The 22,692-nt window shown below is 70.8% G+C and carries 16 protein-coding genes and 1 pseudogene; 9 read left to right on the top strand and 8 right to left on the bottom strand.

Translation table 11 applies throughout. The features are described from left to right. Positions 1–73 precede the first annotated feature (73 nt). From ACFHWU_RS23215 to ACFHWU_RS23195, 5 genes and pseudogenes are all read right to left on the bottom strand, one after another. Complete coding sequence (locus ACFHWU_RS23215) at positions 74–385, bottom strand: SpoIIE family protein phosphatase (protein WP_416591562.1); 312 nt, start codon at positions 383–385, stop codon at positions 74–76. 242 nt (positions 386–627) lie between these two features. Further along, a pseudogene (locus tag ACFHWU_RS23210) lies at positions 628–2,049 on the bottom strand (MASE1 domain-containing protein); the annotation flags it as partial. A gap of 75 nt (positions 2,050–2,124) precedes the next feature. Further along, positions 2,125–3,435, bottom strand: a complete 1,311-nt coding sequence (locus tag ACFHWU_RS23205; RefSeq protein WP_416591561.1) for a low temperature requirement protein A — start codon at positions 3,433–3,435, stop codon at positions 2,125–2,127. Between the two features lie 50 nt (positions 3,436–3,485). After that, the gene (locus ACFHWU_RS23200; protein ID WP_282232710.1) at positions 3,486–3,686 is read right to left on the bottom strand and encodes a phosphatidylethanolamine-binding protein; all 201 of its coding nucleotides are present in this window, start codon (positions 3,684–3,686) and stop codon (positions 3,486–3,488) included. A gap of 98 nt (positions 3,687–3,784) precedes the next feature. Beyond that, complete coding sequence (locus ACFHWU_RS23195; RefSeq protein WP_416591563.1) at positions 3,785–3,952, bottom strand: hypothetical protein; 168 nt, start codon at positions 3,950–3,952, stop codon at positions 3,785–3,787. 194 nt (positions 3,953–4,146) lie between these two features. On the opposite strand from ACFHWU_RS23195, the gene ACFHWU_RS23190 reads away from it, so the two are divergent. Then, positions 4,147–4,356, top strand: coding sequence for a heavy-metal-associated domain-containing protein (locus tag ACFHWU_RS23190; RefSeq protein WP_416591560.1), 210 nt, complete (start codon positions 4,147–4,149; stop codon positions 4,354–4,356). On the opposite strand, the gene ACFHWU_RS23185 is transcribed toward ACFHWU_RS23190, so the two are convergent. After that, positions 4,346–6,637, bottom strand: coding sequence for a heavy metal translocating P-type ATPase (locus tag ACFHWU_RS23185; protein WP_416591559.1), 2,292 nt, complete (start codon positions 6,635–6,637; stop codon positions 4,346–4,348). The two genes, ACFHWU_RS23190 and ACFHWU_RS23185, sit on opposite strands and share 11 nt — an antisense overlap. A gap of 87 nt (positions 6,638–6,724) precedes the next feature. Continuing rightward, positions 6,725–7,018 (bottom strand): metal-sensitive transcriptional regulator, encoded by a 294-nt coding sequence (locus ACFHWU_RS23180; protein WP_278172303.1) that lies wholly within the window; start codon positions 7,016–7,018, stop codon positions 6,725–6,727. 105 nt (positions 7,019–7,123) lie between these two features. On the opposite strand from ACFHWU_RS23180, the gene ACFHWU_RS23175 reads away from it, so the two are divergent. Together ACFHWU_RS23175 and ACFHWU_RS23170 are read left to right on the top strand one after the other, a co-directional pair. Then, positions 7,124–7,723, top strand: a complete 600-nt coding sequence (locus ACFHWU_RS23175; RefSeq protein ID WP_416556654.1) for a redoxin domain-containing protein — start codon at positions 7,124–7,126, stop codon at positions 7,721–7,723. 22 nt (positions 7,724–7,745) lie between these two features. Continuing rightward, complete coding sequence (locus ACFHWU_RS23170) at positions 7,746–8,606, top strand: cytochrome c biogenesis protein CcdA (RefSeq protein WP_416556655.1); 861 nt, start codon at positions 7,746–7,748, stop codon at positions 8,604–8,606. Between the two features lie 35 nt (positions 8,607–8,641). Here ACFHWU_RS23170 and ACFHWU_RS23165 read toward each other — a convergent pair whose 3' ends face one another. Continuing rightward, a complete protein-coding gene (locus ACFHWU_RS23165) occupies positions 8,642–9,370 on the bottom strand; it encodes an AfsR/SARP family transcriptional regulator (RefSeq protein WP_416591558.1) in 729 nt (242 codons plus the stop codon). A 649-nt stretch (positions 9,371–10,019) separates the two neighbouring features. Here ACFHWU_RS23165 and ACFHWU_RS23160 point away from each other — a divergent pair. The 6 genes from ACFHWU_RS23160 to ACFHWU_RS23135 are packed head-to-tail and all read left to right on the top strand — an operon-like array spanning position 10,020 to position 22,666. Further along, complete coding sequence (locus tag ACFHWU_RS23160) at positions 10,020–10,892, top strand: TauD/TfdA dioxygenase family protein (protein WP_416568865.1); 873 nt, start codon at positions 10,020–10,022, stop codon at positions 10,890–10,892. A 59-nt stretch (positions 10,893–10,951) separates the two neighbouring features. Next, a complete protein-coding gene (locus ACFHWU_RS23155; RefSeq protein ID WP_416591557.1) occupies positions 10,952–12,151 on the top strand; it encodes a cytochrome P450 family protein in 1,200 nt (399 codons plus the stop codon). 27 nt (positions 12,152–12,178) lie between these two features. Further along, on the top strand, positions 12,179–12,748 hold the full coding sequence (locus tag ACFHWU_RS23150) for an FcoT family thioesterase (RefSeq protein ID WP_416568867.1): 570 nt from the start codon (positions 12,179–12,181) through the stop codon (positions 12,746–12,748). A 14-nt stretch (positions 12,749–12,762) separates the two neighbouring features. Next, the gene (locus tag ACFHWU_RS23145) at positions 12,763–19,569 is read left to right on the top strand and encodes an SDR family NAD(P)-dependent oxidoreductase (protein WP_416591556.1); all 6,807 of its coding nucleotides are present in this window, start codon (positions 12,763–12,765) and stop codon (positions 19,567–19,569) included. Positions 19,570–19,574: 5 nt separating this feature from the next. Then, positions 19,575–21,032, top strand: a complete 1,458-nt coding sequence (locus tag ACFHWU_RS23140) for a polyketide synthase (RefSeq protein ID WP_416568869.1) — start codon at positions 19,575–19,577, stop codon at positions 21,030–21,032. A gap of 23 nt (positions 21,033–21,055) precedes the next feature. After that, positions 21,056–22,666 carry a long-chain-fatty-acid--CoA ligase gene (locus tag ACFHWU_RS23135; RefSeq protein ID WP_416591555.1) on the top strand — a complete coding sequence of 537 codons (1,611 nt, stop codon included), beginning with the start codon at positions 21,056–21,058 and terminating at the stop codon, positions 22,664–22,666. Positions 22,667–22,692 lie beyond the last annotated feature (26 nt).

Raw genomic sequence — 22,692 nt, 5'->3', positions numbered from 1 at the left:
CCGGGCAGCGACACGCCGAAAGTCGTCACCCGCCCACGGCCGACTTTGATACACGCCCTAGTAGGCCGTCGGATCACCAGACCAGCATCGCCGAGTCGGGGACCGCGGTCTGGGCCTGGGTCCGTGGCTGCGCGGTCAGCCGGAGCGGTAGCGACCGGGCATCGGTCAGGTAGCGGCTGGTCCCGCCGGCCACCAGCAGCGGCGGCAGGTGACCGGCGCAGGCGTAGCTGAGTATCCGGTTGGTGGGGCTGTACTCGGCGTACCCGACGGTCGCGAAATCGGCCCCGTCGATCGTCTGGCAGGCAGTGTCCAGTGCCTCCAGCACCTCGACCGGTGACGCACCGGTCTGCGCCACCGAGCGCAGCGACTGCTGCAGCCGGCCCATGTGATCGCCGACGACAACCCGTGGCCGACGACATCCCCTACCGCGATACCCACCCGGTTGCCGGGCAGTTCGAACACGTCGTACCAGTCGCCGCCGACGTCGCGGCCGTGCTCCGCCGGCCGGTAGCACACGGCGGCCGTGACGCCCGGCAGGTCCGGCGAGATCTGCGGCAGCAACGCCCGTTGCAACTGGTGCGCGGCAGCGTGCTCGGATTCGTACATCGCTGCCCGGTCGACGGCCTGACCAGCGAGTTCGGCGAGGGTACGGGCGATCGAAACCACCTCCGGGGTGATCGCGTCGTCCCGGCGGAACGCGAACGCCAGCGCACCGAGGCACCGGTCACCGACCTTGACCGGCACCGCCAGCAGGCTGCGGGTGCCGGTCCGTGCGTGGGCATCGGCGAGTGCGGGGTAGCGCGCGTCCAGCGCCGCCCGGGTCGGCAGCTGGACCGGCCGGCTGGTCCGGATCACGTCAACGACCGGCAATCGGCCCGGCTCGTCGAGGGGGAGCGTGGCGAAGCCTCCGGCGATCTGTTCGGCGAGGGTCGCCGTCGGCCAGCTGCGGACCGAGCCGCCGGCCTGATCGGTGAGCGCCACCGCGCCGTGGTCGGCGACCAGACCGACGCCCCGGTCGACCAGCACCCGGATCACCTGGTCCGACGTGGCGGCGGTGGCCAGCCCGGCGGTGACGTCCTGCAGCGCCTGCAGCCGTCGGCGAGCAACCACTTCACGACGTGACTCGGCCTGCGCCCGGTCCCGCTCCGCCACCGCGATCGCCAGCGCCCAGGCGCCGAGTACCACCACCGCCAGGTAGACCTGCAGCGACGCCGCCTCCAGCCGGGGCTGATTCGCCAGCACCGACCACGGCCCGTGCCCGGCGGCGCTGAGCAGGTTCGCGGCGAACGCCATCACGAACCCGGCGGCCCCGATGGTCGCCACCCGGCCCCGGAAGCCGACCGCGAGCAGTACCGGCACCGGCAAATAGGACAGCGGCACCTCGCGGGGCCAGAAACCGATGACGGTCAGCGCTCCGGTGCCGGCCAAAGCCGTACCGCCCCGGACCATCCGCCACGGTCGGACCCGGCCACGGACCGCATCGAGACCGACCAGCGCGGCGCCGAGGGTGAGCACCGCGAGCCCGTCGCCGGCCCAGAACCGGCCCATCGCCGGCCACCAGGCGCCACCGGTGCCGACCGCGCTGGTCGTGGCCCCGATCACCGCGCCGACCAACGGGCCGAAGCCCACCGGGTAGAGCAGGAACGCCGCCGCGTCGCGGTACCGGGTCAGATCGATCCGGCCCGGTCGCAGCCATCGCAGCCCGGCGGCACCGACCAGCGGTTCGACGATGTTGGTCAGCGCGAAGCCGAGTGCGACCGGCGGGCCGATCCCCTGCCACAGGTCGATGCCGAACTCGGTGAGACCGACGGCACCGAGGATCCACGGCCAGTGTCGGCGGCGGGTCAGCACCAGCGCGCCGAGGGTCACCCCGGCCGGCGGAAAGAACACCGCGCCGACGGCCGAAGCGTGGAACAGCAGCCAGGCGCAGCCGGAGCCGAGCGCGTACGCGGCGGCGACGCAGAGCGCGATCAGCGCCGACCGGCCCAGCCGCCCGGTCCGGTGTCGCCAGCGTGCCGGCTCGCCGGCGACCTGTGTCAAAGCTGTCATCCTCCCCGGCCACGCACCAGGAGATCTACCTGGTTGCGCATCAGACGATAATGACAGCGTCGGGCGCCGTACGGCTCACTGGTGCCGTCGGCGCCAGTTGGTCTCCTCGCTCTCCAACGCCTGCTGTTGGGCGAGCTGGCTGCCGCGTAGCGACCGGCGGTGGCTGCCGCCGCGTAGGTTGTCCACCGCGGCCGCGGCGACGGCGATCAGGCTGAGCAGGGCGAGCGCGGCGAGCGGCGGCATGAACGGAGCCATCGGCAGCAGCGCGGTGACGACCAGGACGGGCAACACGCCGAGCGGATCCACGGATCGGACCGTCCGCGCCTGGAATGCGAGCAGGGCCAGCAGGTAGAGCACGACACCGCCGTACAGCACCCACAGGTGGACCGGATCGAGTACCGCCCGGTCCTGGTCGCCGGTGTCGCTGGCCAGGTAGGCGAGGACCTGTTTGATGCCCAGGGACAGCAGAATGACCCCGAGGACCATCGGGAAGTGCAGCAGGGTGTACGCGTCGCGGGCTAGTCGGAGCCGGGTGATGCCGTGGGTGCGGTGCAGCACATGTTCGGCCGCGATAGAGCGGGAGTCGAAGTACCACCACCAGAGGGCGCAGATCAACGCGATGCCGAGCACCACGCCGGCGACCAGGGGCAGCCTCAACGGTGTTCCTGCCAGAAGTTCGGCGCCGATCCCGATCGAGATGACCGACTCGCCGAGAGCGATCAGCACGATCTGGGCGTGCCGTTCCGCCCAATGCCCGGCCGAGACGACGGCGAGGGCCCTGGTCCGGATCACCACCGCGTAGGCGATAGCGACGGCAAGTCCCCACAATGTGACAAAGGCGGCTATCCGGGCATTCCCGGTGAACTGTCGCGGCAGGAGCGCGGCCACCACCAGCAACCCGCAACTGAGGAGCAGCGCTGGTGCGCTGCGCCACCACATCTCACGCAACGAAGGATGGTTCCGCGCGGCATGCCGCAGCGCCACCATCTCCAACGTCCAGATTATGAAATAGCAGGCTGGGAATACGAGTTGCCCGGGGATGGAAAGCGGAGCCGATGGCGGCGTCTCCGCGACCTTGTCGTCGGTGCCGGGCAAGGTCGCGACGGAGACGAAGACCGCCGCCATGATCGCAAAACCGATGACCGGCATGATGCCCTGGTCGGCCCGCAGGTTGTTGCCGAGGACGGCGAACCGTGACCAGGCCAGCCAGAGCGCGGCGAGCAGCAGAATGAAGCCCAACAGGACCAAGGCGTCGAGGTCCTCTGCCACAAGTGTGTTCAGGTGGATGAAGGCGAAGACGAAGACCAGGTCGAAGAAGAGCTCCAACCGGGTGACTTTGGCACCGGGCGCCGCCGGCTGGACCCGGGACCGCCCTCCGTCACTCACCCCACCATGATGCGGAACTGACCGAATCCCATGGCATTTTTGGACCTATTTCATGACGATCGGCGTTCCCCTTTCGGGCCGAGACCCCGTTCGGTACGCAGCACGCCTTGGCGGTCAGCCTGCTCCTGCAGAATCTCGTTGGCGAGCTCGTCGGCACCCGCGTCGTTCGCCGTACCCGAGTTCTCCAAGTCCTTGCGTAGCCGGGCGCGCTGGTTGTCGTACCCCTTGCTGCCTGGTCGTTTCCCCGACATCGTGCCTCCTCGCGGTGACCTGTCCGACTCGGTGTGGCCGTTTGATCGGGCGGGTACCCGCTTCGGCACCGGGTACCCGCCGCAGGACCGGGTATCAGCTACGGGACCGGGAACTCGATCAGGTAGACCGGCGTGCCGACCCGGGTCGTGTCGGCCGGCTGACGTCCGCCCGCCGCGTCGACACCGCCTGGGACACCGCCGAAGTTCGCCGTCGACCGGCACTCGTCCTGCCCGGTCGGGTTGCTGCGCAGCGACAGGTTGGACAACGTCCGCCAGAAGTTGACCAGGGCGATGCAGTCGCCGGGGAATGAACTGTTTCTACCCGCTGGATCGGTCTTTGGCTATGGGGCGCTGGCCGGTCGCCGGCCGACGGTGGTGCCGGATCCGCCAACATACGCATTCCCGGTAGGGGTAAGCTCGCGGTCGAGTCGGATCGGAACCAGTCGCGAGGGAGAGACAGATGGCGGTCAGCACCTACACCGTGCAGGGGATGACCTGCAGCCACTGCGTCGGTTCGGTGTCCACCGAGATCGGCGGGATCGCCGGGGTCACCGAGGTGGACGTCGACCTGGTTACCGGCCGGGTCACCGTCACCAGCGAACAGCCGGTCAGCGACCAGGCGATGGCCGCCGCCGTCGAGGAGGCCGGCTACGAGCTGGTCACCGGCTGAGCACGACCGGCCGGAACCGGCGCAGCCGCAGACTGTTGGCCACCACGAACGCCGACGACATCGCCATCGCCGCACCCGCGATCATCGGGTTGAGCAGGCCTGCCGCCGCCAACGGCAGCGCCGCGACGTTGTAGGCGAACGCCCAGAACAGGTTGCCCTGGATCGTCCGCAGGGTGCGGCGGGACAGCCGGACGGCGTCAACGGCGGCGGTCAGGTCGCCCCGTACCAGGGTGAGATCGGCGGCCTCGATGGCGGCGTCGGTGCCGGTCCCCATCGCCAGGCCGAGATCGGCCTGGGCCAGGGCGGCGGCGTCGTTCACCCCGTCACCGACCATCGCGACCACCCGACCGTCGGCCTGCAGCCGTTTGACCGCGTCCACCTTCTCGGTGGGCAACACCCCGGCAATCACCTCGTCGACCCCGACCTCGGCGGCGACCGCCCGGGCGACGGTGACGTTGTCCCCGGTGAGCAGGACCGGGGTGAGCCCGAGCCGACGCAGCGCGGCGATCGCCGGCCGGCTGGTCGGCTTGACCCGGTCGGCGACGGCCAGCACGCCCCGGGCCCGACCGTCCCAGCCGACCATGACCGCGGTCCGGCCGGCGGCCTCGGCGCCGGTCATCCTGCCGGCCAGCGCCGCGTCCACGGTCAGGCCCTCGTCAGTCAGCAGCGCCGGCCGACCGACCAGCACGGTACGTCCGTCGACGGTGCCCCGTACGCCCAGTCCGTGCCGGCCGGCGAAGTCGGTCACCGGCGGTAGCGGCCCGACCCGTTCGGCGGCGGCCCCGGCGACCGCCCGGCCGACCGGGTGCTCCGATCCGGCCTCGACCGCACCGGCCAGCCGGAGCAGTTCGTCGGGATCTGGGTCGGTGCCGTCGACCAGCACGTCGACCAGCGTCATGGTGCCGGTGGTGACCGTGCCGGTCTTGTCCAGCAGCACGGTGTCCACCCGGCGGGTGGACTCCAGCACCTCCGGGCCTCTGATCAGCACGCCGAGCTGGGCGCCGCGCCCGGTGCCGACCAGCAGCGCCGTCGGGGTGGCCAGGCCGAGCGCGCAGGGGCAGGCGATGATCAGTACGGCGACTGCGGCGGTGAACGCCACGGTGGCCCCGCCCCCGGTGGCGAGCCAGTAGCCGAGGGTGCCGACGGCGAGCGCGATGACGATCGGCACGAAGACGCCGGAGATCCGGTCGGCCAGCCGCTGCGCCGCCGCCTTGCCGGCCTGCGCCTGCTCCACCAGCCGGGCCATCTGGGCGAGCTGGGTCTCGGCGCCGACCCGGGTGGCCGTCACCACCAGGCGGCCGCCGGCGTTGACGGTGGCGCCGACCACCGGGTCACCGGGAGCGACCTCGACCGGCACGGACTCGCCGGTGACCATGCTGGCGTCGACCGCCGAGGAGCCCTCGGTCACCACACCGTCGGTGGCGATCTTCTCGCCGGGCCGGACGACGAACCGGTCACCCACCGCGAGCTGGTCGACCGGAATCCGGCTCTCCGCGCCGTCGCGCAGCACGGCGACATCCCGGGCACCCAGTTCGAGCAGGGCCCGCAGCGCCGCGCCGGCCCGGCGCTTGGCCCGGCTCTCGAAGTAGCGGCCGAGCAGGATGAAAACGGTCACCCCGGCGGCGACCTCAAGATAGATGTTGGCGGCGGCCATGCCCCGGTCGACGGACAGGCTGAACGGGTGGGTCATGCCGGGGGTGCCGGCGGTGCCGAAGAACAGCGCCCACAGCGACCAGCCGAGGGCGGCGAGGGTCCCCATCGACACCAGGGTGTCCATGGTCGCCGCGCCGTGCCGCAGATTCGTCCAGGCGGCCCGGTGGAACGGCAGGCCGCCGTAGAGCACCACCGGGACGGTCAGCGCCAGGCTGACCCACTGCCAGTAGGTGAACTGCCAGGCGGGCACCATCGCCAGGGCCACCACCGGCACGCTGAGCGCCAGTGCGACCCAGAGCCGGGTACGCAGCGAACGGAGGTCGTCGGAGACGGCTGGCCGGTCGGTGCCCGCCGAGCCGTCGGCGTCCCGATCCGTCGGCGGCGGAGCGGGCAGCTGGGCGGTGTAGCCGGTACGGCGTACGACGTCGACCAGCTCACCGGCGGTCACGGTCGGACTCTCGACGGTGACGCTGGCCTTCTCGGTGGCGAAGTTCACCGTCGCGGTCACCCCGTCGATCCGGTTGAGCTTCTTCTCGATCCTTGCCGCACAGGACGAGCAGGTCATCCCACTGATGCTCAGCTCGATCCGGGTCGCCGTCGTGGCCCGGCCCGCTCTGGTGCTGCTCATGCCGTCCTCCTCGCCTGCGGTGATGGCGGGACCTACCATACCCCTAGGGGGTAGATCGTCACGGGTTGGGCAGCGGGTGTGACGAGGTCAACCTCGCTTCATCAGCCGACCGACCGCCGCCATCATCTCGGCGGCCATTTCGTCCGCCCGGCCCTCGGCGGAGCCCTCCTGCATACAGTGCCGGGCGTGCCCGTCCAACAGGCCGAGGGCGACCTTGTCCAGAGCTGCCTGGATGGCGGAGATCTGGGTCAGCACGTCGATGCAGTACCGGTCGTCGTCGACCATCCGCTCGATGCCGCGCACCTGTCCCTCGATGCGGCGCAGCCGAGCCTGGAGCTGGTCCTTGGACGCGGTGTAGCCGCGGGTGGTCTGGCTGGTCATCCTCGTAGGCTAGCGACCCCCAGGGGGTATCTGCGGGGAATGAGCCGGCGGGCAGGTACGGTTACCGGACAATCGTCGGACGGCGGATGGCGGGACGGAGCAGACATGATGCGGATGCGGTCGATGATCATCAGCCTCGTCGTCGCCGGCTCGGTGGCGTTGGCCGGCTGCGGCACTTCGGCTGACGGGGACGGCACGCCGCCGTCCGGCGGGACCGGTACCAGCACACCAGCCGGGGACACTGACCCCGAAACCGGCGCAGACACCGACAATGGTGCCGGTACCGACGGTGGCGGTGTCAGCGCCAGCTATGCCTTCACCGCAGACACCCTGGCCGGTGACACCTTCGACGGGCGCAGCCTGGCCGGGAAACCGGCGGTGCTGTGGTTCTGGGCACCGTGGTGTCCCACCTGTCTCGGCCAGGCCGCCCGAGTCAACTCGTTGGCCGCCGACTACGCCGACACCGCAGGCGTGGTTGGCGTGGCCGGGCTCGACGGGGTGCCGGCCATGCACGACTTCGTCGAGCTGGCCGAGCTGTCCGGCTTTCCGCAACTGGCCGACGAGCAGGGCGCGGTGTGGCGGCACTTCGAGATCACCGCGCAGAGCACCTTCGTCGTCCTCGACGCCGATGGCGAAGTCGTCGACAAGGGGCATGTCGACGTCGACGCGCTACCCGGCATGCTCGACCGGCTGATCGCCGGCTAGCCGACCTCCGCCACCCAATCCGATGACCGACGCACCCCTCGCACTCGCCCTGGCGGCAGGCACCCTCGCCGCGGTCAACCCATGCGGGTTCGCGCTGCTGCCCGCGTACCTCTCCTTCCTGGTGAGTGGCGACGACGCGGCCGCCACCGGTCGGGGGGCCGCCGTCGGTCGGGCACTGACCACGACGGCGGCGATGACCACCGGGTTCGTCGTCGTCTTCGGGGTGTTCGGCCTGGTCGTGGCGCCGGCAGCCGGGGCGGTGCAGCGCCACCTGCCGTGGCTGACCATCGGCATCGGGCTGCTGCTGATCGGGCTCGGCGGGGTGCTGCTGGCCGGCCGGCAGCTGCCCGGCATCGGCATGATGCCGTCCCGTGCCCCGGCCACCAGCCGGTCACTACTGTCCATGGTGGCGTTCGGGATGGCATACGCCGCCGCGTCGCTGTCCTGCACGATCGCTCCATTTCTGGCGATCGTGGCGGCCAGCTTCCGCGCCGGTTCGGTCGCCTCCGGAGTGGCCCTGTTCGTGGCGTACGCCGCCGGTATGGGGCTGACCGTCGCGGTCGCGGCCGTCACCGTCGCGCTGGCCCGCGACGGGCTGCTGCGGCGGGTACGCCGCGCGGCTCCGCTGCTGTCCCGCGTCGGCGGCGCGTTGCTGGTGGCCGCCGGCGGTTACGTCGCCTGGTACGGCTGGTACGAGATCCGGCTGCTGCGCGGCGGGTCGGGCGGGGACCCGCTGATCGACGGTGCCGGCCAGGTCCAGCGGTGGCTGGCCGCCACGCTCGACCAGGCGGGGGCGGCCGTCCTGGCCACGGTCCTGATCGTGCTACTGGCCGGTGCCGGCCTGCTCCGGCTGGCCCGGTCCCGTCGTCGGGGCCGCAGGTAGCCGTCCGCCGGAGTCAGAACGCGTGCGGATCCCTGTCAGGACGCGTGCAGGTACGACGGGTCGTCGAGCCATTCCCGGCGGTCCAGGATCGCCCGGTGGAGTCGTTGCACCAGCAGGTTCGGCTCCAGGCCGAGACCTTCGACGAGGTTGGCCCGCAGCCGGTTGTAGACCATCAGTGACTCGGCAGTCCGGCCACTCCGGTACAGGGCGAGCATGAGCAGGTAGTGCAGCCGTTCGGACATCGGGTATTCACCGACGGACCGGTAGAGGTCGGCGACGACGTACCCGTGCCGGCGCAGTATGAGCGCGGTCTCGAAGTAGCGTTCCTGGGTGGCGACCCGCCGCTCGGTGATCACGTGCGCGGTCGCGGCAAGCACCGGCAGGTCCCGCAGGTCGGCGAGGGGCGGGCCCTGCCACAGAGCGAGCGCCTCGCCGAGCAGGGTGGCGCTGCCGGGCAGGTCGCCGATCGACTCCGCCTGCTGGGCCCGGGTAGTCAGCTCGTCGAACGTCCGCAGGTCGAAGGCGTACTGGTTCAGGTTGAGCAGGTAGCCGGGTGGACGGGTGGCGAGATCGTCGGACGCCAACCCGGCCGCCTTGAGGTGCTGACGCAACCGGCAGACGTAGACGTGCAGTGCGGTGAGCGCGGTGCGTGGCGGGTCGCCGGCCCAGATGGTGTCGATCAGCTGGTCGGTGGACACAGTCCGGCCGGAGTGTACGGCCAGGTACGCTAGTAGAGAGCGGACCTTCAACGCCTGCGGGGTCATCACGACTCCGTCAGATGTCTCCAGTCGCAGCGGTCCGAGAATGCAGAGTTTCATGACAGCTGCCTTCGCAAGGAAATGAATCAGGGCGGCGCCACGGTAAAAATCTGACGCACTGAGGTCTGCTGTTCCGAATCGTTGTTGTGATTGGGTCGCCGAGCCCTCGGGCCCCCGTATGTGCCCGCCCCAGGCTACCACCGCCACCACAGCAGGTCGATGTACAACATCCATCTTGACCGATGTCCAGCGATGCGCAAAGGTGTTAATTCTCGGTCAACGTGTCCATACTTCGCCATACTGTCCATTGGCTGACATCACCGCGTTGCGTGGCCGGTCCGACCGGTGTCCAGCGGGTCTCCGACCCGCGTCGATCGGCTGTCGCGATGGTGCTGCATGCCAGCTGGCCTGGGGTGGCCCGGTCGCGCCAGCGTGAGCCAGGGTGGGCTCTCTGCCGTCTCCTGGCCGGCGGGCCGTGCGGGTCGAGGTCGCTCCGGTCCGTGCTCGCGTCCTATCTGATGAAACGTGCTGTGTGAGCCGATAGATCATTGATGATTATTAATCGTCTTTTAATCGCGGTTTAAGTGGCCCGGGATACGATGGCCGCAGAATGCGAGGGCCTGGCCATGTTAACGCAAGCCGTAGGAGGCTGTCCATGCTCGTGTCCGAACCCAGTGGCGGGCGGATAGGTGTCACGGTCACCGGTTTCGAGGTCTCCAAATCGTCAGCCGACGACGTCGCGACCATCAAGAGGCTCGTCTACGAGAAGAAAATTGTCGTGCTGAAGAACCAGAGCCTGTCGCCGAGCGAGTTCGTCGCGCTCGGCCGCCGGCTCGGCCAGCCAGAGACCTACTACGAGCCGATGTACCACCACCCCGAGGAGCGGGAGATCTTCGTCTCCTCGAACGTCAGCGAGGGAGACAAGCAGATCGGGGTGCCGAAGACCGGGAAGTTCTGGCACGCCGACTACCAGTTCATGCCCAAGCCGTTCGGCATCACGCTGATCTACCCGCAGGTCATCCCGACCAGGAACCGCGGCACCTACTACATCGACATGGGTGAGGCGTACGCCCGCCTGCCGGAGGACCTGCGGCAGGCGCTGTCCGGCACCCGGTCCCGGCACAGCGTCCGGCGGTTCTTCAAGATCCGGCCCTCCGACGTGTACCGGCCGCTCGGCGAGGTGATCGAGGAGGTCGAGGCGAAGACCCCGGGCGTCAGTCACCCCACGGTCTTCCGGCACCCGGTCACCGGCGAGGACGTCCTCTACAACAGTGAGGGATTCACCTACGCGATCGAAGGTGACGACGGCACGTTGCTGCAGCGGGTGTTCGAGGAGACCGGCCAGCTCGATCCGAACTTCAGCCACCCGAACATCCACCTGCAGATCCCCGAGCGGGGCGACCTGCTGATCTGGGACAACCGGTCGCTGATCCACCGGGCACTGCACACCACCACCCCGGAACCGACCGTGTCGTACCGGGTCACGGTGCACGACGACCACCCGTTCCACGACGGCGTCGCCCGCTGATCCCACCACTGCCCCGCCGGCTGTCCCGAACGACCGGCTTTCCCGAACGAAAGGCCGCCATGGTTTCCCGCTGTCCGGTGCACAACCTGCCGTCACCGTTCGACTCCGACTTCCACACCGATCCGTACCCCGTCTACCGGGGACTGCACAGCGAGGGTCCGGTCCACCGGGTCTGCCTGCCGGACAACAGCAAGATCTGGCTGATCACCCGCTACGAGGAGGCCAGTGAGGCGCTCAAGGACCGCCGGCTGGTGCGTAATCGCCGGCACGCCGGACCGGAGTACGAGAACGATCTGCTACCCGAGGTCGTCCGGTTCGGCAACCTGCACATGGAGGACGGGGACATCCACACCCGGCTCCGACGCTTCATGAACTTCGCCTTCACCCCCAAACGGGTCGAGGCGATGGTGCCGCGTATCCAGCAGGTCGTCGACGACCTGCTGGACGAGTTCGAGCGCAACGGCGGCGGGGACATCATGTCCGGCCTCGCCGCCCCACTGCCGATCACCATGACCAGCGACATCCTCGGGGTACCGGAGCGGAACCGGGCCAACTTCCGGGAGTGGAGCGACGCCATGCTCGGCGACGATCCCGCCGCCGGCCGGGCCGCCGCCGGCCAGTTGCTCCAGTTCGTGCTGGAACTGATCGAGCTCAAGAAGCGGGAGCCCGCCGACGATCTCATCTCCTACTGGCTCAACGCAAAGGACACCGAGGGTGAGCCGCTCACCGAGCAGGAGATGACCGGGATGACGTTCTTCCTGCTGCTCGGCGGATACGACACCACCGTGGGGCAGATCGGCGCCTCCACCCTCGCCTTGATCAACTACCCGGACAAGGCCGAGGAGCTGCGCAACGACCCCGGGCTGATCGTCAACGGCGTCGAGGAACTGATGCGTTTCGACGGGTCGACCCACAGCGGTATCCGCCGGTTCGCTCTCGAGGACGTGACCATCGCCGGCACCAACATCCCCGCCGGCGATACCGTGATCATCTCGCTGGGCGCGGCCAACCGGGACCCGCTGCGCTACGACGATCCCGACGAGATCGTCCTCGACCGCGAGCAGATTCAGCAGCTCGGATTCGGCCGCGGCCCGCACCACTGCCCGGGCAAGGAACTCGCCCGGCACGAACTGCGCATCGCCCTCGGCGAGCTGGTCCGGCGCTTCCCGAACCTGACCTGCGCGGCGCCGACGGAGCAGATCGAGTGGCGTCCCTCCTGGTTGATCCGGGTGCCCCGGTCGCTGCCGGTCACCGTCTGATCCACATTCGCCACGACCGGAGACCACGTGCAGACCAGTCACCGCGTACCCGCCGCCGCGGCCGCGTACCCGAACGATCCGGAGTTGCTCGCGCTGGTGCTGCGGCCGTACCGGCCGAACTGCAAGTACCTGCTGTCGGCCGAGCTCACCGTGCACGGTGAGCCGGTCGACGGCGGGCTGCTGACGGCCAACTGCGGGTTCGAGATCCCGGAGTCGTGCTACATCGACGACACCGGCCACTTCAACTCGGTCGAGTTCAACATCTGCTACAACCAGATGCTCTACTACACGGTCGCCAAGGCGGTGCGGGACAAGGCTGTCCGCCCGTTCACACACTGGACCATGGACGACTACTGGCAGCGGCAGCTCGCCGACTTCCTCATCACCAACTTCCAGAGCACGTTCCGGCGGGCGATGCGTGGGCGGCGGTTCTCCGGCGAGCTGGAGATCGTCGAGATCGCCGAATGGGGCGGGAGCGACCTACGGGATCCGCTGCTGGTGCTGCACACCCGGTGCCGTTACTGGGACGAGCGCGGCGGCACCTGTTCCGGCGAAGTCCGGGTCGCCATCGCCAATCCACCCCCGACCGGACAATGACGCGGAGGAACCCCGTGGCTGCAGACCTGGTCGAGCGGCTGCGTGCCGTACCGCCCTTCGAACGTTGGGCGGTGCTGCGCGCCGAGGTGCTCGCCGAATTCCGTACCACCCTGCTGATGTCCGCCGACGACGAGTTGCCGGTCGACGCCAACTACTTCGAGCTGGGCCTGACCTCGCTCGGCGTCACCGAGATCAAGCAGCGTCTGGAACGGCGTCTCGGCCGGGCGGTGGAGGCCGTCTCGCTGTTCAGCCATCCCACCGTGGCGGACCTGTTGGACAACCTGGTCGTCGACCTGCCGGAGCTGTTCGCCGACCCCGACGGTCCCGCCGGTGCCGGCGCGCCGCCGGATCGACCGGCGGCCGCTGTGCAGACTGATTTCCGGTCGGCAACCGACCAGCAGGCGCTGCTACGCGAGCTGCTGTTGGAGAAGTACGAGCCGATCGCGATCGTCGGCATCGGGCTGCGGATGCCCGGCGACAACGACACCCCGGCCGGGTTCGCCGAATTCCTACGCCGCGGCGGCTCCGGCACGGTTCCCATCCCGGCGGACCGCTGGGACGTCGACGCGTACAGCTCCGCCGAAGGCGGACCCGGCAAGGTCCGGACCCGGGCCGGCGGCTTCGTGTCAGGGTACGACCAGTTCGATCCCCGGTTCTTCAACATCTCCCCCAAAGAGGCCCAGTACATGGACCCGCAGCAGCGGCTGGTGCTGGAGACGGGGTGGGAGGCACTGGAGCACGCCGGCATCGACCCGACCGGGCTGCGCGGCGGTGACGGCGGCGTGTACGTCGGTGTCAGCTGCGTCGATTACACGTTGGAGGTCGAGGCGCTGCGGTACGAGGAACTCGACGGGTACGTCGGAACCGGCACCGCGCACAGCGTCGTACCCGGACGGCTGTCGTACTTCCTCGGCTGGCGCGGACCGAGCCTGGCGGTCGACACCGCCTGCTCGGCGTCGCTGGTCGCCCTGCACCTGGCGGTGACCGGGCTGCGCCGCCGCGAATGCGGCATCGCTCTGGTCGGCGGGGTGAACTCGATCCACCATCCGCGCAACCACATCGTCTTCACCCAGGCCGGCATGCTCTCCCCGGACGGCTTGTGCAAGACGTTCGACGACGGTGCCGACGGCTACAGCCGTAGCGAGGCTTGCGGGATGGTGGTCCTCAAACGGCTGTCCGACGCGCGCCGCGACGGCGACCGGGTGCTGGCGCTGGTACGCGGGTCGGCGGTGCGCCAGGACGGCGAGAGCGGCGGCTTGACCGTGCCCAACGGGTCCGCGCAGGAAATGGTCATCCGGTCCGCGCTGGCCGCCGCCATGGTCGAACCGGCGGACATCGGCTACATCGAGGCGCACGGCACCGGCACCTCGTTGGGCGACCCGATCGAGATGGGCGCGATCCGTGCCGTGTTCGCCGACGGGCTGCGGGCCGATCCGCTGGTGGTGGGCTCGTTGAAGACCAACATCGGGCACGCCGAGGCCGCCGCCGGGATCGCCGGCGTGATCAAGACCGCGCTGCAGCTGCATCACGACGAGATCTACCCGCACCTGCACCTGGACCGGCCGTCCCGACACATTCCGTGGCAGGACGCCCCGGTCACCGTGCCGGACGGGTTGCGGCAGTGGCCGGCCGGCGCCCGCCGAGGGGTGGTCAACTCGTTCGGTTTCGCCGGCACGATCGCCTCGGCCGTGCTGGAGCAGGCACCACCCGTTGCGGCCACCGAACCGGAGCTGGCGGCCGGCCCGCCGCAGGTCTTCGCGATCTCCGCCCGCAGCGACCGGGCGCTGCGCAACCAGCTGGAACGCTACCGCGACCACCTCGCCGCCCACCCGGAGCAGCTGCTCGCCGACATCTGTCACACCGCGACCACCGGCCGGGCACACTTCCCGGTCAGGCTGGCCGCCGTGGTACACGACCGGCCGGATCTGGCTGGCCGGATCGACCGGTGGCTGTCTGCCGCCGGCGGTGCCGACGGTGGCCGGGAGCAGCCACGCCCGGGGAACGTCGCGTTCCTGTTCACCGGCCAGGGTTCCCAGTACGTCGGCATGGGAACCGCGCTGGCCGCGCGGTTCCCGCTCTTCGCCGGGCTGCTGCACGAGTGCGACGAGCTGTTCGCGCCGTACCTCGACCGGTCCATCCTGGAGGTCATCGCCGGGCACGGCAAGGATCCGGCCGAGCTGCACGAGACCCGCTACACCCAACCGGCGCTGTTCGCCCTGGAATACGCCGCCGCCGGACTCTGGCGCTCCTGGGGCGTGCAGCCGGACATCCTGATCGGGCACAGCGTCGGCGAGATCGTCGCAGCCACCGTGGCCGGCCTGTTCAGCCTGCCGGACGCGGTCCGGCTGGTGGCGGTCCGGGCCCGGCTGATGCAGGCGGTCACCGCGCCCGGCGGCATGGTGTCGGTGTCCCGGCCGGCCGAAGAGGTCGCCGACCTGCTGACCAGTCATCCGGATCTTGGCTTCGCCGCCTTCAACGCACCCGACCAGTGCGTGGTGTCCGGTGGTCGGGAATCCCTCACCAAGCTCACCGCCGCCCTGGCCGAGCGGGGCATCTCGGTCCGCGCGCTGCCGGTGTCGCACGCGTTCCACTCGCCGCTGATGGCAGAGGTGGCCGAGGAGTTCCGCGACGCCATCGCCGACATCCGGTTCGGTCCGCTGTCGCTGCCGCTGATCTCCAACCTGACCGGCGAGGTGGCCGACCACGCCGCCCTGACCACGGCCGACTACTGGGTCCGGCACATCGCCGAACCGGTCCGGTTCGCCGCCGGAATCCGGGCCATCGAGCAGCGCGGGACGCACACCTTCGTTGAGGTCGGACCAGCACCGACCCTGATCGGCCTGGGCCGACGCGGGGTGCGCCGGGCCGCCGACCACGTCTGGCTGCCCAGTATGCGCGCCGCAGACGACACCGGTGAGACGCTGCTCGGCGCGGTGGCCGCCGGATACGCCGCCGGCCTGCCGGTCGCCTGGGCGCAGGTCCGCCGGGGCGCGCCCGGTCAGCGGACCGACCTGCCGACGTACGGCTTCGACCGGCGCCGCTACTGGCTGCCGATCACCGGTGAACGGCACCTGCGGGCGGCGACCCCAACGGAGCCGGCCCGGGCCCATCCGCCGCTGCTCGGCCCTGAGGTGTCGACCCCGGATCAGCGGGCCGCCGGAATCCGCGAGTTCGCCACCCGGATCGGACCGGACCAGCCGGCGTACCTGGCCGACCATGTGATCCTCGGTCAGCCGGTGTTCCCGGCCGCCGGATACGTGGAGATGCTGCTGGCCGCGCAGGACGCGGTGTACGGCGAGACCAGCCGGCCGTTGCTCGACGTCGACATCCGCGAGCCGCTGCTGCTCGACCACGAACGCCCGGTCGAGCTGCGGCTGCGGCTGCGCGGCGAGCCGACCGGCGGTGCCACGGTGGAGATCGTCAGCACCGAGCCGAGCGCTGCCGACCACGGCCTACGACGCTGCCACGCCACCGCCACCATCGCCGCCGCCGGCCCGCCATCCGACGAACTGGTCGAGGCCGGCTCGCGGATGGCCGAGGTGCACGCCGCCGCCGGCTACCCGGCGGCCGACCGGCCCGGCGCCGACCTCTACGCCGAGTACGCCGAGCTGGGCCTGGAGTACGGCCCGTCGTTCCAGCGGATCGAGTCGATCGGTCGGCTGGACGAGGCGACCGCGGTCTCGGCCATCCAGGGCTGGGACACGGGTGCGCTGGACCATTTGCCGCCGGCCGTACTCGACAACGTGATCCAGTCGCTCGGTCCGCTGATCGACGACGGACAGACGTACCTGCCGGTGCGGTTTCGGTCGCTGCGGCTGCTGCGCAAACCCAAGGGCGAGCGGCTGCGCGGGCTGGTCCGCCGTACCGGCGTGGAGCAGGCCCGCGACGGCGAGTTCACCGCCGACCTGGCCATGTTCGACGGCGACCAGCCGGTGTTCGTCGTCCGTGGACTGGCGTTTCGTCGCGTCACCCGGACCCGCGACGACGCGCGCGGCCTGTTCCACCAGGCCCGGTGGCTGAAGCGGTCGTTGCCCCGCCGGCCGACCGAGGTCGACCGGCGGATCCTGCTCGTCGGCGCCGCCGGACCAGACGAGGGCGTCGCACCTGCCGTCGGCGCCGCGCCGGGAGACGGCCGTACTGTGCCGGCCGGGGTGACGGTCACCGTGGCCCCGGACGCCGACCGGGCCGTCGCGATACTCGCCGAGCAGCCGACCGACGTCTGCTGGTTCTGGCAGGCCGAGGACGGCCCGCTGGACCTCGACCGGTTGCGCCGGGAAACCGAACACAACCTGTCCGGCCTGCTGCACCTGCTGGCCGGGCTGGACCGGGCCGGCTTCGGACGTGACCAGCGGTTGTGGCTGGTGACCAGCGGCGCGCAGCAACTGCCCGACGACCCGGTGACCGACCGGCAGTTGCCCGCCGCCACCGTGTGGGGGTTCGGGCTGTCGCTGTGGACAGAACACCCCGCGTACCGGGTGACCCTGCTGGACCTGCCGCCGGACGCCCCGGCCGGACCGGCCCTGCTCGACGAACTGCTCGCCGGATCCGACGAGTATCAGGTCGCGTACCGGGCCGGCGGACGGCACGTTCGCCGGATCCTGCCGGTACCGGCAGATATGCCCGGCGACGGAAACACCGAACTCGCCGCCCGGGAGTCCGAGGGGCTCGCCGGTCTGCGGATGGTGCCCACCGACGACCCCGCCCCGGTCGGCGACGAGATCCAGGTACGGATGCACGCCGCCGGCCTCAACTTCAAGGACGTGCTGAACGCACTCGGTCTGCTCCGCCAGCACGCCGACACCACCGGTACGCCGTACCAGCCGCTGCCGCTCGGCTTCGAAGGCGCCGGCACCGTCGTCGCGGCCGGACCGCAGGCACGGTTCGCGGTCGGTGACGCGGTGATGATCAGTCACCTCGGCTGCCTGCGTCGCCGGGTCACCGTGTCGTCGGAGCTGGCCGTCGGCAAGCCGGACAACCTGGACTACGCCGAAGCGGCGGGGATCCCGACCGCGTACGTCACCGCGCACTACGCGCTGCACGAACTAGCCGGGATGAAAGCCGGTGACCGGGTGCTGATCCACGCCGCGGCCGGCGGTGTCGGGCAGGCCGCGATGCAGCTTGCCCGGCTCGCCGGTGCGCAGGTGTACGCGACGGCCAGCCCGCACAAGCACGACCTGTTGCACGGCCAGGGTGCGGTGGCCGTTTTCAATTCCCGCACCCTCGACTTCGCTGACGAGGTGCTGGCCGCCACCGGCGGGGCCGGCGTCGACATCGTGCTGAACAGCCTGAACAAGGAGTACATCCCGGAGGGCATCCGGGTCCTCGCCGCGGGCGGGCGGTTCGTCGAGCTCGGCAAGCTCGGTGCGTGGACCGCCGAACAGGTCCGGGCGGTACGGCCCGACGTGGCGTACCACCACTTCGACCTGAGCGAGTTCGCCCCGGAGCGGCTGCGCCAGATCAACCACGGCATCCTCACCGACCTCGCCGACCGGCTGGCCCGGGGCGAACTGCGACCGCTGCCCACCACCCGGTACGAGCTGGACGAGGTCGAGGAGGCGTTCAGCCTGCTCAGCCGGGGCGGCAACGTCGGCAAACTGGTGCTCGTCCTGCCCGGGCCACGACCGCCGGCCCCGGCGCACGGCCCGGTCCGGCCGGACCGCACGTACCTGATCACCGGCGGGTTCGGCGCGCTCGGCCTGCTCACCGCCCGCAAGCTGATCGCGCTCGGTGCCCGGCACCTGGCGCTGGTCGGCCGCCGCGAGGTGCCCGACGCCGAACTGGCCGAGCTCGCCGAACGGCTCGGCGGGCGGGCGCGGCTGACCGCGCACCGGTGCGACCTGGCCGACCCGGCCGACGTGAGCCGGCTGGCCGCCGCACTGCGCGCAGCGCGGCACCCGGTCGGCGGGATCCTGCACGCCGCCGGTGTCCTCGTCGACCGGCCGGTGGCCCGGATGACCTGGTCCGACGTGGCCACCGTGTTCGGCCCCAAGGTGTACGGCAGCTGGCTGCTGCACCACACCTTCGAGGCCGAACCGGAGCTGGACTTTTTCATCGGCTACTCGTCCGTCGCCTCGGTGCTCGGCAGCGCAGCCCAGGCCAACTACGCCGCCGGCAACGCGTTCATCGACGCCCTGATGGACCTGCGCGGCCGTCAGGGCCGACCGGGGACGAGCATCAACTGGGGGCCGTGGGGCGAGGTCGGCATGGCGGCCGGGCTGGACGCGCGACTGGCCCGCGGCATCGAGGCGCAGGGCATGCGATTCCTCCGCCCGGCGCAGGGCACCGGGGCGCTGGCCCGCCTGCTGACCGCGCCGACCACGCCGGTGATGGTCGGCGAGTTCGACTTCGACCGGCTGGCCGGCAGCCGGCCGCTGCCGAACCCGCTGTACGAGCGGGTCGCCCGGGGCGCCACCGAGGCCGACACCGGCTTCCAGGTCGACCAGGTCGTCGGGCTGCCCCGCTCGGAACGGATCGCCGCGCTCAGCCTGCTGGTCCGTAGCCGGCTTGCCACCGCACTGCATTTCGACGGCGCGGACGACATCGGCCCGGACACCCGGTTCGCCGAGCTCGGACTGGACTCACTGGCCGCTGTCGAGCTGAAGAACGTGCTGGAGTCACTGCTCGGCGTCGCGCTGCCCACCGGCATGGTCTTCGACCATCCATCGGTGGACCAGCTTGTCGCGTACCTGGACGGTCTGCTTGCCGGCGGACCGCAGGCCGGTGATGGTTCGGCGGTCGACCCGCGGCGCCCAGACGACGGCGTGGCCGCGCTCAGCGACGACGACGTCGCCGCGCAACTCGCCGTCCTGCAGGAGGGCTGACCGCGGTGCGTGACTACATAGCCTCCCTTCAGCAACTGTCCAGACAGCAGCTCGTGCTGCTGGCCGCCCGGCAGCGGGCCCGCGAGACGCAGGGCATCGCGGTGGTCGGCACCGCCTGCCGGTTCCCCGGCGCGATCAACGACCCGTCGGGGCTGTGGCAGGCGCTGCTGGCCGGCCGGCAGGTTCCGGCGGAACGCGCCGGTGCGCCCCGGTTGAGCACCGGCCGGCCGAGGTGGAACCTGGCCGCGCCCGACCTCGCCCCGCACGCCGAGCTGCTGGCCCGAGGGGTGTACGTGGCCGACGTCGACCTGTTCGAGCCGGAACGGTTCGGCGTCACCGACGACGAGGCACGCTATCTCGATCCGCAGCAGCGGCTGTTGGTGACCTGTGCCGACCAGGCCCTGCGCGACGCCGGGGTGACACCATCGGCGCAGACCCGGACCGGGGTGTTCGCCGCGGTCAGCACCGTCGAGTACCACTATTCGTTGCTGCGCAACGGGGTCGGAGCGGACGGGCTGTCCCCGTACATGGGCACCGGCGCGGCGCTGAGCGCCACCGCCGCCCGCGTCGCGGTCGGCCTCGGCCTCACCGGGCCGATGCTGACCACCGACACCGCCTGCTCCTCGGCGCTGACCGCCGTGCACCTGGCCAGTTCGGCGCTGCGGCGCGATGAGTGCGACGTCGCGTTGGTCGCCGTCTGCCACCTTCAGCTGGCGCCGTTCACCACGGTGGTCTTCGATCAGGCCGGGATGCTCTCGCCGACCGGCCGGTGCCGGCCGTTCGCCGCCGACGCCGACGGGCACGTCCGAGGCGAGGGCTGCGCGGTACTGGTGCTCAAACGGGCACCGGACGCCCGCGCCGACGGCGATCAGCCGTACGCGGTGATCCGTGGCAGCGCGGTCCACCAGCACGGTCGGCGGCCGACGATGACCGCGATGGCCGCGGCCGGCCAGCGCACCGTCATCGAACTGGCGCTGCGCGACGCTGACGTGGACCCGCACCAGGTGGGGTACGTCGAGGCGCAGGCCAGTGGCGCCAAGGTGGGCGGGGTGATTGAGGCGGAAGCGACGGCGCAGGCGTACCGCCGGGACGGGGCCGGGGCGCCGCCGCTGCTGATCGGCTCCAGCAAGGCCAACCTCGGCTACCTGGAGACGGCTTCCGGCGCGGCGAGCCTGCTCAAGACGGCGCTCGCGCTCAGCCACGGCGAACTGCCCGGCCAGCCGGACTTCGACGCCCCGGATCCGGACATCGCCTGGGAACGGCTCCATCTCGACGTACCACGCAAGCGGACGCCGTGGCCGGCGGGGGAGCGCCGGCTCGCCGGGGTGAGTTCGTTCGGCTTCACCGGCACCAACGCCCACGTGGTCATGGAGGCGGTGCCGCAGGCACCGGCCCGGGCTGGGCTGCCCGCCGGACCGGTCACCGGCCGGTCCTACTGGCCGGAGTCGTACACGTGGGCCTGACCGAACAGGAAGGAACGCCAGCCATGTCCGCGTACCATCCGCAGTTGCAGACCCTGCAGGACGTCGTGTCGTTCCACGCCGCCGCCCGGCCGGACCATCCGGCGGTACGGTGCGAGGACCGCCGGATCACCTACCGGGAGCTGGATGAGGCGAGCAGCCGGATTGCCCGCGCGGTGCGGGCCGCCGGCCTGCCACCCGGTGCCCGGCTGGCGTACCTGGGCAAGGAGTCGGAACACTACTACGAGATCCTGTTCGCTGCGGCGAAGTCCGGCACGGTGCTGGTTCCGATCAACTGGCGGCTGGCTCCCGGGGAGGTGAGCCACATCCTCACCGACTCCCGGACCGGGATCCTGTTCGTCGAGGACGAGTTCGCCGAGCAGGCCGCCCGGGTGACCGCCGAGCTGGAGCCGGCGCCGCTGACCGTACGGCTCGACGGGCCGGGCGGGCGCGGTGCCGGCCTGCGCGCCTTCGCCGTCGGCGGTACCGGTTCCGCCGCCGTCGACGTCAGCGCGGCCGGTGTTGGCGAGGATCTCGGCGGTGGCGGTCCGGAGATCCCGGTGGCGCAGCTCTACACCAGCGGCACCACCGGGCTGCCCAAGGGCGTCGTGCTGGCCCAACGCAGCTTCTTCGCGGTCCGGGACGCGCTGGCCGGTGCCGGCCTGAACTGGATCGACTGGCGTGACGACGACGTGGCCCTGATCGGGATCCCCGGTTTCCACATCGGCGGCCTGTGGTGGGCGACTCAGGGGTTCGCCGCCGGGGCCACCCTGGTCGCGTTGCGGATGTTCGTCAGCTCGGACGCGATAACGGCGATCGAACGCCACCGGGTCACCACCGCCTGTGTGGTGCCCGCGATGCTGCAGATGATGCTGTCCGAACCGGGTCTGGACGTGTCCCGACTGGCCTCGCTACGCAAAGTGGTCTACGGCGGCTCGCCGATCTCCGAAACGCTGCTCAAGCAGTGCGTCGACGAGATCGGCTGCGACTTCGCGCAGATCTACGGACTCACCGAGACCGGCAACACGGCGGTGTGTCTGCCACCGGAGGCGCACGTCGGCGCCGATCCCCGGCCGCGTGCCGCCGGCCGGCCATACCCGGGCATCGAGGTCAAAGTGATCGACGGTGCGGGCCGGCCGCTGCCGACCGGTGAAATTGGCGAGATCTGCCTGCGTACCCCGGCTCGGATGGTGGAGTACTGGCAGTTGCCGGAGGCGACCGCGCGGACCCTGGTGGACGGATGGATCCACACCGGCGACGCCGGATACGTCGACCCGGACGGCTTCATCTACATCTGCGACCGGATCAAGGACACCATCATCGTCGCCGGGGAGAACGTCTACCCGGCCGAGGTGGAGAGCGCCCTGGCCCGGCACCCGGCCGTGCTGGAAGCGGCGGTGGTGGGAGTGCCGCACGAGCAGTGGGGTGAGGCGGTGCACGCCTTCGTGGTGTTCCGGCCGGAACTGCATGCCAAGCCACGGGAACTGATGCTTTTTCTGCGCGGCGAAATCGGTTCGTTCAAGATCCCGACAAGCTACGAGGAGATAGACGTGCTTCCGCGCAATCCCAGCGGGAAGATACTACGGCGGGCCCTGCGCGACCGGTTCTGGAGCGACATGGCCCGGCAGGTCAACTAACCGCCCGGTCCACTATTGGGAGCGCC

The organism is Micromonospora sp. LOL_015 (genome assembly GCF_048060275.1).
GTDB lineage: Bacteria > Actinomycetota > Actinomycetes > Mycobacteriales > Micromonosporaceae > Micromonospora_E.
This window is presented reverse-complemented; position numbering and strand designations above follow the sequence as displayed.